This is a genomic window from Nocardia sp. NPDC102475, from assembly GCF_055584605.1.
Window position 1 is genome coordinate 204,537 of record NZ_JBVJLS010000017.1, and the last position, 13,750, is coordinate 218,286.

Sequence of the window (13,750 nt, forward strand, 5' to 3'; positions counted from 1 at the left end):
GGGACACGCCTGCCCCGAAACACCGCCGAATTACGTCGGCTGCCAGGCACGCACCAGATCGAGCAACCCCGGAAAACGGGCGTCGAGATCTTCGATCCGCACCCGGCTGCGGCGCTCCAGTCCGTACTGCCGCTGACGGGTGACACCGGCCTCGCGCAGCACCCGGAAATGGTGCGTCAGTGTCGATTTCGGCCGATCGATATCGAACCAGCCGCACGAGCGATCGGCCTCGGGGGATTCGAGCAGCAGTTTCTGCACCATGCTCAGCCGCAGCGGATCGCTGAGCACGCCGAGCACATCCTCGAGCCGCAGTTCGGCACGCGTCGGCTCGGGCAGCGTGGTCGCGACGGTGTCGGTCGATGGCATCGGCTCTCCTGCGAATCGCGAATTCTTAGTTCGACTTCTATCGTACTAGATGTTAAGTTCGACCTCCGTCGTACCAGTACGAGAATTTTCGAACTAGGAGGTTGGGATGGCGACACTCATAGCGAAACCGGAAACCGAGGTGCGGCGCGAGGGCGCGGTGTGGCTGGCGGCCTGGCCCGTGCTCGCGGTCTTCGTACTCGCGAATGCGCCGACCCCGCTGTATGTCGTGTGGCAGCACCGGCTCGGCTTCTCCTCGGGCATGTTGACCGCTGTATTCGCCTGCTACATCGTCGGTTTGCTCGGTGCGCTGCTGGTCGCGGGTGTTGTCTCGGATCGCATCGGCCGCAGGCCCGTGCTGCTGCCCGCGGTGCTCCTCGCGATGCTCGCCTGCGTCCTGTTCGCCACCGCGAATTCGGTCGCGATGCTGGCGATCGCGCGCCTGCTCACCGGAATAGCGGTCGGCGCGGCCGTCTCGGCGGGGATGGCGGCGGTGACCGATATCGGCGGCCCGGAGCGCAAACGCCTTGCCGCACTTGCGGCCTCATCGGCCATGGTGCTCGGCGCGGGCTTCGGTCCGCTGCTGGCGGGTCTGCTGTCACAGCTCGTTCCAGGCCCGACCGTCACTATTTTTGTCGTCGAAATCGTCTTGCTTGCTACGGCTTTCGCGGTCATCGGGCGGCTCGACCTGCCCAAGGGCGTTCGCGGACATGGCCCATGGATCCGCATCCCCGCGGTCGCACCGGGCGGACGCACTGCCGTGCTGCTCGGCATCGCGGTGTTCGCACCGGGTATCACCGCGACATCATTCGTGCTCTCGCTCGGTCCCTCACTGCTGTCGAACCTCTTGGGCGCCACCAACCGAGTGCTCGCAGGTGGCTTGGCCTTCGTTATGTTCCTCGGCGCCACCGGCATCCAATTCGCGGTGCGGCGGCTGCGCCTGCGCACGATCCTGCTTGGCGGTACGGCAGCCACCCTGCTCAGCATGATCACCCTGGTCGCGGCGCTGCGGCTGTCATCGATCGCGTTCTTCGCCACCGCGGCGATCCTCGCGGGCATCGGCCAGGGCATGGGCCAGTTCGGCGGTCTCACGGCCATCAGCGCGAGCGTGCCCGCCGATCGGCTCGCCGAGGCCAATGCCGCCCAGAACGTCGGCGGATACCTGCCCGCCGCGGTACTTCCGCTGTCAGCCGGATTCCTCAGTGACACAATCGGTTTGCCCGCGGGCGCGATCACCTTCGCCGGTATCGTCGGCGCGGCCGCGGTGCTCGGCGCGGTATTCGTCGCGACTCGCCCGGGCACTGCGACCGGGCAGCGATAGCCGCATGTCATCATTCCGGCATGAGACACCTACTGCTGACGCTCGGCTGTGCGCTGTTCGCCGCGGTGTCGACGACAAGCCTTGTCGCACCGCCCGTTTCGGCCGAACCGGAATGCGCGGTGCAAGTGGACGTGCGACCGGTGACCCTGACGGTGGACGGCGAGGACGCCACCGGCCGGGTATACGAACCGCATCGCTGCGCTGCGGGCGATCCGACGCCGCGTGATCTGGTCGTCGCGGTGCACGGCCATGACGGCACCTCTGCCGATTACGCCGAATATCTGACCTCGATCGTCCGCCGCACCGCGACCCCCATCCTGTCCATGGACGCCCGCAGCGCGACCAGTGCCTGGCGGACCGGCGACTGGAATCTGTGGGCGGGCTGGCGCGATATCGTCACCGCCACCCAGTGGTACAAGAACGAGCATCCGACGATCGGCCGCACCGTGCTGTGGGGCTGGAGTCAGGGCGGCACCATGAGCGGACTCGCGGTGGCGCACGGACCGCAGGGGCTCTTCGACTACTGGGTCGACAATTACGGCCCCGCGGACGATTTCACCATGTGGCTCGCGTCGGCGGGCGTCGATCCCGCACTGCCCGGCCAGATCGAGCGCGATGCGGGCGGCTGCGCCCCGACGGTCTGCCCGCTGGCCTATGCCGAACGTTCGCCCGTTCTCCTTGCCGCCCGGATGAGCATGAAACGCGCCTTCCTCATCCACGGCACCGGTGACGATGTGGTGCCGTACCCGGCGACCCTGGAAATGCGAGCCGGACTGCTCGCCGCGGGCAAACCCACCTCGATGTATACCGTCGTCACCGGCCGCGACCTGAACGGCGCCGTCGTCCCGGGCGATCACAGCGTCGGACCCGCGTACTTCGAGGGCGGCTGCGTGGTCGAGCGGCTGCTGCTCGGCACCGAACCCGTCGACGGACCCGACCGCGACTATCTGGTCGACGTCGCCCGCGGCATCGTGACCGCGCCCCCGGCCCCGCCGAACGCCAAATGCGCCGCCTAGGGAACACCTGTCGGTGCGTTGTGGTTCATTCGGGCAGGACCGGATACAAGGAGAGGTGCAATGAAGCCGAATGACCCCGCTTACCACTGGAGCGGCGCGGAATTGGACCTCGACGCATACTTGGCGCGCATCGGCTACAACGGCGACCGCACCCCGACACAGGCCACCCTGCGCGCCCTGGTCTACGCGCACACCACCACGATCCCGTTCGAGAATCTGGAGTCCATTCTCGGCCGCCCTGTTCCGCTGGATCTGGAATCGTTGCAGGACAAGATGATTCGACAGCGGCGCGGCGGCTACTGCTACGAGAACGTCGGCCTGTTCGCCGCCGCGCTGGAACGGCTCGGCTTCGGGGTGACCGGTCTCAGCGGCCGGGTCACCATGGGCGTGTCCGACGGTCTACGCCCGCCCACCCACGCCCTGCTGCGCGTCACCACCAGCGATGACGACCGCGTCTGGATCTGCGATGTCGGCTTCGGCTCCGGACCCCTCGCGCCCTATGAACTGGTCGAGGGCGGTGAATTCACGCTCGGCGACTGGCGCTTCCGGCTCGAACACACCACCGGCGAACTCGACAGCGATCTGTGGGTGCTGCACCAATTCGGCCGCGACGGCTGGATCGACCGCTACACCTTCACGCTGAATCCGCAGTACCGCATCGATTTCGCGGTCGGCAACCACTTCGTCTCCACCTCGCCGCGCTCACCGTTCACCGCCCGGCCGTTCGTGCAGCGCTTCCTCCCGGACGTCCACCACGTGCTGGACAACCTCACCCTCATCACCGAATATCCGAACGGCTCCAGCGAGACCCGCGAACTCGAACTCGCCGAACTTCCGAAAATCCTCACCGAGGTCTTCGACATCGACCTGTCCGAACCCGACGCCACCGCCCTCGCCCAGGGGCCGTGGCTCGCCTGAATCCGCTCCGTGCGGCTACCCAGGCTCGTTGCCGTCCGGCACTAGAGTCGGCCGGGTGCGTGCTTACCGGAATCTTCTTGTTCTGTTCGCAGCCTCCGCCCTGGCCCTGAGTGGTTGCGGCTCAGGGCGGGCCCAGCCCGACACCGTCGCCGGGCAGTTCGCCGATGCGCTCAGCCGCGACGATATCGCCGCGGCCGCCGCACTCACCGACGACCCGGCCACGGCATCGGATGCGCTGGGCAAGCTCTACGACGGGCTCGGCAAGGATGTGAAATACGAGGTCCGCAGCGCGGACAAGAACTCCTTCACCCTCGCCGCCACCTGGAAGTTCGGCAAGAACGAGTGGAGCTACACCACCAACGGTTCCGCCGCCGATTCCGGCGACGGCTGGAAGATCAAATGGGATCCCAATGCCATCGCACCCGGTCTCGCACTCGGCCCGCTGAGCTACACCACCACCTATCCGAAGCCCGCGCGCATTCTGGAGTCATCGGGCGGTGAGTTGATGACCCAGCAGGTGGTCACCCTGGTGAACGTCGCCCCCGGTGCCGATACCGCCACGCTCGCCGCGGTGCTCGCTCCCGTCGCCGCCGATATCACCGCGCAGTCGCTGCAATCGGATCTGGCTGCGGCCCAGGGCAAGTCGATCACCGCGGTCACCCTGCGCGACGCCGATATCGCCCCGATCCAGACGGCGCTGGCCGCAGTCCCGGGCGTCACCCTCGCGCCGCAGACCCGCCTGCTCGCCACCGACAAATCCCTCGCGTCACCGGTGCTGTCCGGCCTCGCCGACCTGTGGCAGAGCTCCACCGACGCGGCGGCAGGCTGGGCGGTGCGGGCGCAGACCACCGACGGCACCGAACGCGTCGCCGGTCAGGATCCGAAACCCACCGCGGATATCACGACCACACTCGACACCGATCTGCTGCGCTACGCGGAGAGCGCATTGACGCCGATCACCCAGCCCGCCGCGATCGTCGCGATGCAACCCTCCACCGGAAAGGTGCTCGCCGTCGCGCAGAACGCGGCCGCCGACGCCCAGGGACCGATCGCGCTCACCGGCCTGTATCCACCGGGTTCGACCTTCAAGACCGTCACGGTCTCGGCCGCTCTGCAATCCGGCGCTGTGACACCCGACACCGTCCTGCCGTGCCCGGCCACCGCGAATATCGAGGGCCGCCGCATCCCCAACGACAACAACTTCGACCTCGGCAATGTCGCGCTGCACACCGCGTTCGCCCAGTCCTGCAACACCACCATGGGCCAACTCGCGGCGAATCTCGCACCGAACGGCCTGACCGATGCCGCGGCACAACTCGGCCTCGGCATCGACTTCGTCACACCCGGTCTGACCACCGTCACCGGCAAGGTGCCGACGGCGGACACCCCGGCGCTGCGCGTGGAGTCCGGTATCGGCCAGGGCAGGGTGACGGCCTCACCGTTCGGTATGGCGCTGGTCGCCGCATCCATCGCGCGCGGATCGATGCCGCTGCCGATGGTCGTCGACGGGCAGCCCGGCGTAGCCGATCACACCCCGGCGCCGCTGCCGCCGACCACCGACGAGCAGCTGAAAACCATGATGCGCGAAACCATTACCGGCGGCACCGCCACCGCATTGCGTGATATCCCAGGACTGATCGGCAAGACCGGCACCGCCGAGTACATCGATGACAAGCATGCCCACGGCTGGTTCGTCGGCATCGACGGTGACCTGGCCTTCGCCGTATTCGTCAGCGATGCCAACAGCTCGGGTCCGGCTGTGGAGGCCGCAGGCCGTATGCTGCGTGCAAGACATTGAGCGTCACTGTCGAATCAGCACGGTATTAGCGTTCGGCGCGTGTGGGCGGCGAATATACCCCCGCAGCCGCGTGCCGAGGATTGCGCCCCGCTACACTCGTCGGCGGAACGCGTTGATGGTCAATACGCGTGATGTCACGATTTCGAGAAGGTTCGGAGTAGGCGCCATCGATACCGGTCAATTGATCGCGGAGCACTACCGCCTGGTCGAGCGGATTGGTAGCGGCGGCACGGGTGTGGTTTGGCGTGCCATCGACGAACGCCTGCAGCGCTCGGTCGCGGTGAAGCAGATCCACATCAAGCCCAGCCTGCCCGAAGCCGAGCGCGACGTGGTGCGACAGCGCGCGATCCGCGAGGCCCGCAATGCGGCGCGCTTCCAGCATCCGAATGCGATCGTCGTCTTCGATATCACCGAGCACAACGGGGACCCGTGCCTGGTGATGGAGTACCTGAAGTCGAAGAGTCTGGCGGGCGTGATCTCCGCGCAGGGGATGCTGCCGCTGACCCAGGTCGCGCGGATCGGCGAACAGGTCGCCGCGGCGCTCATCGCCGCACATCACGCCGGAATCGTGCACCGCGATGTCAAGCCGGGCAATATCCTGCTCGACGACACCGGCACGGTGAAGATCACCGACTTCGGTATCTCCCGCGCCACCGGTGACGTCACGCTCACCGAGACCGGTCTGATCTGCGGTACCGCCGCTTATCTCGCGCCGGAGGTCGCACGCGGCGCCGACCCGACACCGGCCGCCGACGTATTCGCCTTGGGCGCAACGCTTTTCCACGCGCTCGAGGGCGAACCGCCGTACGGTGCCAGCGCCAACCCGCTCGCCGTGCTCTATGCCGCGGCGAACGGCCAGGTGAGCGAACCTCGGCACGCTGGCCCCGCAACCGACTTCCTGCTGGATCTGCTCAGCCCGGATCCCACCGAGCGGCCGACCATGCGTGCGGCCCGCGAACATCTTTCCGCGCTCGCCGATTCCGGACCGGTGACCGCCGGATTCGTCCCGGCCAGTGAGGCTTTCGGTCGGCGCGGCGAATCCGCGACCCGTGCGCTGCGGCCACCGGCCAATCCGACGCCGGAGCACCAGCCGACCGCGCGGCAGCCACGTCCGGCGCCGCCGCCGCGAAATTCCGTCCGTCCCGCCAACTCCAGTGCATCGCATCCGTCTACCGCCGCGCATCCGCGTACGGCGACGCAGCCGCGTCCGGCGCCGCGCAAGTCCGGTGGCAAGCGCAAGGCCGTACTGGTCGGCGCGACCATCGGTGCGGTGGTGGCCGTCGTGGCCATCCTGATCGGTGCGCTGAATCAGTCGGGCACCAATACGCCGTCGGTGCAAGCGAGTCCGCCTTCGTCGTCGGTGTCCAAGGGGACCACTTCCACGGCTGCCGCGGGCGCGCCGGGGCAAACGAAGAGCGTCGGCACGGCAGACTCGCGGCAATCCATCGATCAAGTGGTGGACTTCTACAACAACCTCACCTATATGAGTTTCGCGTCTGCGTGGAAACAGTTGACTCCCGCTGCCCAGCGGGTCTACGGCAGTCAGTCAGCCTTCCAGGATTACTGGACGCAGAATCGGGTCACGGGCTTCAACACTGTTGATGCGGCCGGTGGTGGTACAGGTACCAACCCAGACGGTTCGGTGGAAATCAATGTGGCCAGCGTGACCTATGCGGGCCAGAACAGGTCGGTGACGCTGCGGTTGATCAACCCTGGCAGCGGCACCCCACTCATCGACAGCGACACCCGCAGCGGCGACGCGCGCTAGTCACGGCGGCGGGTGCGGTGCGCTATCGGGCAACGGACCGCACCGAGGTCTGCGCCCAATTCGCCAGCAGCGCAAGGGCGGTGGCGCTCGGCGAATCCGCTTCGGTGGTGTGCATGATCAGCGCCTGATCCGGATCGTCGGGCAGGCGCAGGGTTTCGAAGCCCAGATCGAGTCGGCCGACCACCGGGTGCAGATAAATGTAGCGCCCGTGCGTCTTGTCCTTGAGTTCGTGACGCTGCCACATGGCGCCGAAGTCGGCGGAGTTCGCGCTCAATTCCTCGATGAGCGAAGCGATTCCGGCATCGCCGGGATTGCGCGCCATATCCAGGCGCAGGTACGCGACGACATCGGCGGCCTTGGCCGTCCAATCCTCGTACAACTCCCGCATCCCCTCATCGAGGAAGACCAGCCGGGCCAGATTGCGCTCGCGGGGCGGTAGTGCGCCGAAATCGGTAATGAGCGCGGCGGCGAGGGAATTCCAGGCGAGCACATTGGTGCCGCGGCCCACGATGTAGGCGGGGACGTCGGCGGCCGCGTCGAGCAGCCTGCGCAATCCGGGACGGACTTGCTGTTCGGCCGGCGGCTCCTCGCCGGACCACGGCCGCGCCAGTCGATACAGATGCTCGCGTTCCACCGGATTCAGCCGCAGCGCCTGCGCGACGGCATCCAGCACCGACTCCGAAAAGTGCAGGGTGCGTCCCTGTTCCAGACGCACATAGTGGTCGACACTGACCCCGGCCACCATGGCCAGCTCCTCGCGGCGCAGACCGGGCACCCGGCGGCGGCTGCCGTAATCGGGCAGGCCGACCTCCTCCGGGCTCAGCCGCGCCCGCCGGGAACGCAGGAATTCGCCGAGTTCGGCACGTCGATCCAGACTCACGTCATCCAGTATCCAGCCGGTTGCCGGGCGCATCCTGGTCATGCCGTGCCCAGGCTCGCGCGGCGCTGTTTACCGCCGCCGTCCGCGCCGAAAGTAGTGATCACCGCCGGAACGGTTCCGGCAGTGAACGGAGACGGACACAATGAGCAACACCCGCCCCCTCGGCGACACCGGCATGGACCTCACCCCGCTCGGCTTCGGCACCTGGATCTTCGGCGGATCCGGTTGGCAGTACTCATGGGGCGCCACCGATGACGCCGAGTCGATCGCCGCCATTCGGCACGCGGTGCACGCCGGAATCAACTGGATCGATACCGCAGCCGCCTACGGGGTCGGCCATGCCGAGGATGTGGTCGGTCGCGCGCTCGCCGACATCCCGGAAACCGAGCGGCCCTATCTCTTCACCAAAACCGGCTTGATCTGGGAAGAAGGCGACGACCGTTCCGGCCCGCCGCGCCGGATCATGCGGCCCGATGTGGTGCGCAAGGAAATCGAGGATTCGCTGCGTCGGCTGCGTGCCGAGCAGATCGACCTCTACCTGGTGCACTGGCCGGACACCGGTGCGGTGTTCGTCTACGGCGCCGAGGGTGAGGCCAATGACCAGGCAACTCCGCTCGAGGAGTATTGGCAGGTCATGGCCGATCTGAAGAAGGAAGGCAAGGTCCGCGCCATCGGCCTGTCCAACCACGACGCGGCCCAGCTGCCGATCGCCGAATCCATCGCCCATGTCGATGCGATCCAGCCGCCGTTCTCGGCGGTCAACCGCTCGGCCGCGGCCGATATCGCCTGGGCACACGAGAACGGCACCGGCGTGATCGTCTACTCGCCACTGCAATCGGGCCTGCTCACCGGCACATTCACCGAAGAACGCCTGCGCAATCTCCCAGACGAGGACTGGCGCGGTTCGCATCCGGACTTCACCACCGGCCTGTCGGCCAAGCTCGCCCTCGTCGAAGCCATGCGCCCGATCGCGGCCCGCCATGGCGTGACCGTCGCCGAGGTGGCCCTGGCCTGGGCGACCGCATGGCCCGGCATCACCGGCGCCATCGTCGGCGCACGTAACGCCAAGCAGATCGACGGCTGGCTCGGTGCCCGTGAACTCGCGCTCAGCACCGATGATCTCGCCGCAATCGAGACCGCCATCACCACGACCGGCGCGGGCACCGGCCCCGCCCGCGCGTAATTTCCGAGGAGCCCCCATGACACTGCACGTCGTCGCCGAATTCCGCGCCAACTCGGGCCGCGAAGACCGCCTACGCACGGCACTCGAGGCAATGATCGAACCGTCCCTCGCCGAGCCCGGCTGCCTGACCTACCACCCCTACACCGACCCCAACGACCCATCCCACATGGTGCTCGTCGAGGAGTGGACCACCCCGGAAGCCCTCGACGAACATTTCACGACGCCACATTTCTTCCATGTGCGCGACGTACTCGACCAGATCCTGGCCGAACCGATGATCATCAAGCGCCTCGTCTCGGCCTGACACCCGCCGCGCCCCGGTCCACTATCGGACCGGGGCAGGCGGCCGTACTCCGCGCCACATCCGGCGACCGCAGCGGATAACGGGTGGCACCGGACCGATAGGCTGGTAGCTGGAGCGGAGCGGAGAATACCGACCGCTCGGCGTCGGGCACGGCGTCCAAGGATCAGGACAGACAGGATCGCAGACCTCATGACATCCCGCATCGAGCTCGCCCGCGTTGATCTGCGCGGCCGTACTCCCTCCGCTGCCGAGCTGCGCACCGCGCTGCCGCGCGGGGGAGTCGACGTGGACTCGGTGCTGCATCAGGTGCGACCGGTGGTGGAGGCGATCCGGGATCGCGGGGTCGCGGCGGCGCTGGAGTTCAGCGAGCAGTTCGACGGCGTGATTCCGGCGAGCGTGCGGGTGCCCGCGGCCGAGTTGGAAGCCGCATTGGAGAAATTGGATCCGGCCGTGCGTACCGCACTCGAGGTCGCGATCGAACGGACCCGAAAGGTGCACGCCGATCAGCGACGCACCGATACCACCACCGAGGTCGTGCCCGGCGGCACTGTCACCGAGCGGTGGGTTCCGGTCGAGCGGGTGGGGCTCTACGTGCCCGGCGGCAATGCCGTCTACCCGTCGAGCGTCGTGATGAATGTGGTGCCCGCGCAGGCGGCCGGTGTCGACTCGCTGGTGGTGGCCTCGCCGCCGCAGGCGCAGCACGGCGGGCTGCCGCACCCGACCATCCTGGCAGCCGCGAAGCTGCTCGGGGTCGAGGAAGTGTGGGCCGTCGGCGGTGCGCAAGCCATCGCGCTGCTGTCCTACGGCGGTATCGATACCGATGGAGCGCAGCTCGAGCCGGTCGACCTGATCACCGGTCCCGGCAATATCTTCGTGACCGCCGCCAAGCGCCTGTGCCGCGGCCTGGTCGGCATCGACGCCGAAGCGGGGCCCACCGAGATCGCGATCCTGGCCGATGCCACCGCCGATCCGGTCCACGTCGCCGCCGATCTGATCAGCCAGGCCGAACACGATGTGCTCGCCGCCAGCGTGCTCGTCACCGACAGCGTCGAACTCGCGGAGGCGGTGGACGCCGCGCTCACCACCCAGATGACGGTGGTCAAGCACGCGCATCGGGTGCGAGAGGCATTGTCCGGCAAGCAATCCGGCACCGTGCTCGTCGACGATATCGAGCAGGGGCTGCGGGTGGTGAATGCCTACGCCGCCGAGCATTTGGAGATCCAGACCGCCGATGCGCCTGCCGTCGCGGCCCGAGTGCGCAGTGCCGGCGCGATCTTCGTCGGTGCGTATGCCCCGGTCAGCCTCGGCGACTACTGCGCGGGCTCCAACCACGTACTCCCGACGGCGGGTTGCGCGCGACACTCGTCGGGCCTGAGCGTGCAGACCTTCCTGCGCGGGATCCACGTCGTCGAATACACCGAGGCCGCGCTCAAAGATGTCGCCGGTCACGTGGTCGCCCTGGCCAATGCCGAGGACCTGCCCGCACACGGCCAGGCCGTACAAGCGCGATTCGAGGCACTGGCATGACCCCCGAGATCACCGTACCCGGCTCCGACATCAGCCTGGACGACCTGCCGCTGCGCGAGAATCTGCGCGGCAAAAAGCCTTACGGCGCACCGCAATTGACGGTGCCGGTGCAGCTGAACACCAATGAGAACCCGCACCCGCCGAGCCGGGCCCTCATCGACGACGTCGCCGAATCCATTCGCGCCGCCGCCACCGACCTGCACCGCTACCCGGACCGCGACGCCGTCGCCCTGCGCTCCGACCTGGCCGAATACCTGACCCGCCAGACCGGCACCGCGGTGAATACCGCCAATGTCTGGGCGGCCAACGGCTCCAACGAAATCCTGCAGCAACTGCTGCAGGCCTTCGGCGGACCAGGCCGCAGTGCACTCGGTTTCGTGCCGTCGTACTCGATGCACCCGATCATTTCCGAGGGTATCGATACCGAATGGGTCGAGGCCAAGCGCAATGCCGACTTCTCCCTCGATATCGACTACGCGCTCACCGTCATCGCCGAGCGCCGACCCGATGTGGTCTTCGTGACCAGCCCCAACAACCCGACCGGACACAGCATTCCGCAGGCCGACCTGGCCCGGATCCTGGCCGCCGCACCGGGCATCGTGGTCGTCGACGAGGCTTACGGCGAATTCTCCGCCGAGCCGAGCGCGATCGCCCTGATCGATCGGTATCCGACGAAACTCGTGGTCAGCCGCACCATGAGCAAGGCCTTCGCCTTCGCGGGCGGCCGCCTCGGCTATCTGGTCGCCGCCCCCGCGGTGATCGACGCGATGCTGCTGGTGCGACTGCCCTATCACCTGTCGGTGGTAACCCAGGCCGCCGCCCGCGCGGCGCTGCGCCACGCCGACGAAACCCTCGGCAGCGTCGCCGAACTGGCGGCACAGCGGGACCGGGTCGCGGAAGCGCTGGCCGCCATGGGTTTCGAGGTGATCCCCAGCGACGCCAACTTCCTGCTCTTCGGTCGCTTCACCGACGCCCCCCGCGCCTGGCAGCACTACCTGGACCGCGGCGTGCTGATCCGCGACGTCGGCATTCCGGGATATCTGCGCGCCACCATCGGTCTGGCCGCCGAGAACGACGAATTCCTGCGCGTCAGCGGCACTGTGGCCGATACCGACCTCACCATCCGATGAATCCGCCTGTGGAGGAAACAAAGATGAATCGCACCGCGCGGGTGGAGCGCGTCACCAAGGAATCGAATATCGTCGTCGAGCTGGACCTCGACGGCACCGGCAAGACCGACATCTCCACCGGTGTCCCGTTCTACGACCACATGCTGACCGCGCTCGGCGCACACGCCAGCTTCGATCTGACGGTGCGCGCCGAGGGCGATATCGAGATCGAGGCGCACCACACCGTCGAGGACACCGCCATCGTCTTCGGCCAAGCGCTGGGTAAGGCACTTGGCGACAAGTCCGGCATCCGTCGCTTCGGCGATGCGTTCATTCCGATGGACGAGACCATGGCGCACGCGGCGGTAGACGTCTCCGGCCGCCCGTACTGCGTACACACCGGCGAACCCGATCACCTGCTGCACGCGGTGATTCCCGGTTCCGGACCAGGCGCCCCGTATTCGACAGTGCTCAACCGGCACGTTTTCGAGTCGATCGCGCTGAACGCCCGCATCGCCCTGCACGTGCGCGTGCTGTACGGCCGCGACCAGCATCACATCACCGAGGCCGAATTCAAGGCGGTCGCGCGGGCATTGCGCGCCGCCGTCGAACTCGATCCGCGGGTGAGCGGTGTGCCGTCGACGAAGGGGACACTGTGACAGCGAAATCCGTCGCTCTGCTCGACTACGGCTCCGGCAATCTGCACTCCGCGCACCGCGCGCTGATCCGCGCGGGCGCGAACGTCGAGGTGACCGCCGATGCCGATATCGCGCTGGCCGCCGATGGCCTCGTCGTCCCCGGCGTGGGTGCGTTCGCCGCGTGCATGGCCGGACTGCGCGAGGTGAAAGGCGAGCGCATCATCGGTCAGCGGCTGGCCGGTGGTCGTCCGGTGCTCGGTATCTGCGTCGGCATGCAGATCCTGTTCGAGCGCGGGGTGGAATTCGGTGTGGAAACCGACGGGTGTGCGGAATGGCCGGGCGTGGTCGAGCGCCTGTCCGCACCTGTGCTCCCGCACATGGGCTGGAACACCGTGTCGGCTCCTACCGACAGCGTCCTGTTCGCCGGAATGGGAAGCGATACCCGTTTCTATTTCGTGCACTCCTATGCCGCGCAGACCTGGGACCTGCCGCCGAGTGAACACTTCGCCGCGCCGAAGCTCACCTGGGCCGAACACGGCGTCCCATTCCTGGCGGCCGTCGAGAACGGTCCGCTGTCGGCGACGCAGTTTCATCCCGAAAAGTCCGGTGATGCGGGCGCGCAGTTGCTCCGCAATTGGGTGAACTCGCTGTAAACACCCGCTGGCCAGGCGATTTGACATCGTGCACGCCGATAAGTAACTTTATCCAAGTCAGAGCGACACGGACACCGACCCGGAGCCCAAAGCGCAGCGGAAACGTTGAGCACAGTGGCCTGGGAAACGAGGTAGGACGAGGAGCGCCTGACGATCACACTGGTTCGGAAGGTTCCTGATTTTGAATTGGGTTCACGGCTGAGCTAAGCTGGATAAGTTGCCTCACCGATCGACCGGGGTCAAACCCGCTAGATGGTGTGTGCGTGTGTTCT

13 protein-coding genes are annotated in these 13,750 nt (G+C 67.3%); 11 read left to right on the forward strand and 2 right to left on the reverse strand.

The genetic code is table 11. The features are described 5' to 3' along the window. Positions 1 to 30: 30 nt before the first annotated feature. The gene (locus ACZ60G_RS28860) at positions 31 to 366 is read right to left on the reverse strand and encodes an ArsR/SmtB family transcription factor (RefSeq protein WP_387297877.1); all 336 of its coding nucleotides are present in this window, start codon (positions 364 to 366) and stop codon (positions 31 to 33) included. 106 nt (positions 367 to 472) lie between these two features. On the opposite strand from ACZ60G_RS28860, the gene ACZ60G_RS28865 reads away from it, so the two are divergent. The 5 genes from ACZ60G_RS28865 (at position 473) to ACZ60G_RS28885 (ending at position 7,184) form a co-directional block, all read left to right on the forward strand. Further along, positions 473 to 1,684 carry an MFS transporter gene (locus tag ACZ60G_RS28865; RefSeq protein ID WP_465813809.1) on the forward strand — a complete coding sequence of 404 codons (1,212 nt, stop codon included), beginning with the start codon at positions 473 to 475 and terminating at the stop codon, positions 1,682 to 1,684. Positions 1,685 to 1,704: 20 nt separating this feature from the next. Then, on the forward strand, positions 1,705 to 2,700 hold the full coding sequence (locus ACZ60G_RS28870) for an alpha/beta hydrolase family protein (protein WP_465813811.1): 996 nt from the start codon (positions 1,705 to 1,707) through the stop codon (positions 2,698 to 2,700). A gap of 60 nt (positions 2,701 to 2,760) precedes the next feature. Beyond that, complete coding sequence (locus ACZ60G_RS28875; protein WP_465813813.1) at positions 2,761 to 3,618, forward strand: arylamine N-acetyltransferase family protein; 858 nt, start codon at positions 2,761 to 2,763, stop codon at positions 3,616 to 3,618. 55 nt (positions 3,619 to 3,673) lie between these two features. Continuing rightward, on the forward strand, positions 3,674 to 5,416 hold the full coding sequence (locus ACZ60G_RS28880) for a penicillin-binding transpeptidase domain-containing protein (protein ID WP_465813815.1): 1,743 nt from the start codon (positions 3,674 to 3,676) through the stop codon (positions 5,414 to 5,416). Between the two features lie 115 nt (positions 5,417 to 5,531). Next, positions 5,532 to 7,184, forward strand: a complete 1,653-nt coding sequence (locus ACZ60G_RS28885; RefSeq protein WP_465813816.1) for a serine/threonine-protein kinase — start codon at positions 5,532 to 5,534, stop codon at positions 7,182 to 7,184. A 22-nt stretch (positions 7,185 to 7,206) separates the two neighbouring features. Here the strand turns inward: ACZ60G_RS28885 and ACZ60G_RS28890 are convergent, their stop codons facing one another. After that, positions 7,207 to 8,064, reverse strand: coding sequence for a helix-turn-helix transcriptional regulator (locus tag ACZ60G_RS28890; protein WP_465813818.1), 858 nt, complete (start codon positions 8,062 to 8,064; stop codon positions 7,207 to 7,209). Positions 8,065 to 8,206: 142 nt separating this feature from the next. Between ACZ60G_RS28890 and ACZ60G_RS28895 the strand changes: the two genes are divergently transcribed. From ACZ60G_RS28895 to hisH, 6 genes are all read left to right on the forward strand, one after another. Further along, positions 8,207 to 9,247, forward strand: a complete 1,041-nt coding sequence (locus ACZ60G_RS28895; protein WP_465813820.1) for an aldo/keto reductase — start codon at positions 8,207 to 8,209, stop codon at positions 9,245 to 9,247. Positions 9,248 to 9,263: 16 nt separating this feature from the next. Further along, on the forward strand, positions 9,264 to 9,551 hold the full coding sequence (locus ACZ60G_RS28900; RefSeq protein WP_040688773.1) for a putative quinol monooxygenase: 288 nt from the start codon (positions 9,264 to 9,266) through the stop codon (positions 9,549 to 9,551). A 189-nt stretch (positions 9,552 to 9,740) separates the two neighbouring features. Then, positions 9,741 to 11,078 carry a histidinol dehydrogenase gene (gene hisD, locus ACZ60G_RS28905; protein WP_465813822.1) on the forward strand — a complete coding sequence of 446 codons (1,338 nt, stop codon included), beginning with the start codon at positions 9,741 to 9,743 and terminating at the stop codon, positions 11,076 to 11,078. Further along, positions 11,075 to 12,208: a histidinol-phosphate transaminase gene (locus ACZ60G_RS28910; RefSeq protein ID WP_465813824.1), complete on the forward strand. Its 1,134-nt coding sequence runs from the start codon at positions 11,075 to 11,077 to the stop codon at positions 12,206 to 12,208. The genes hisD and ACZ60G_RS28910 overlap by 4 nt, the downstream gene beginning before the upstream one ends. Positions 12,209 to 12,231: 23 nt before the next feature. Further along, entirely contained in the window at positions 12,232 to 12,846 is a 615-nt protein-coding gene (hisB, locus tag ACZ60G_RS28915) for an imidazoleglycerol-phosphate dehydratase HisB (protein ID WP_040688866.1), read from the forward strand. Next, positions 12,843 to 13,478 (forward strand): imidazole glycerol phosphate synthase subunit HisH, encoded by a 636-nt coding sequence (gene hisH / locus ACZ60G_RS28920; RefSeq protein WP_465813826.1) that lies wholly within the window; start codon positions 12,843 to 12,845, stop codon positions 13,476 to 13,478. The genes hisB and hisH overlap by 4 nt, the downstream gene beginning before the upstream one ends. Positions 13,479 to 13,750: the final 272 nt, after the last annotated feature.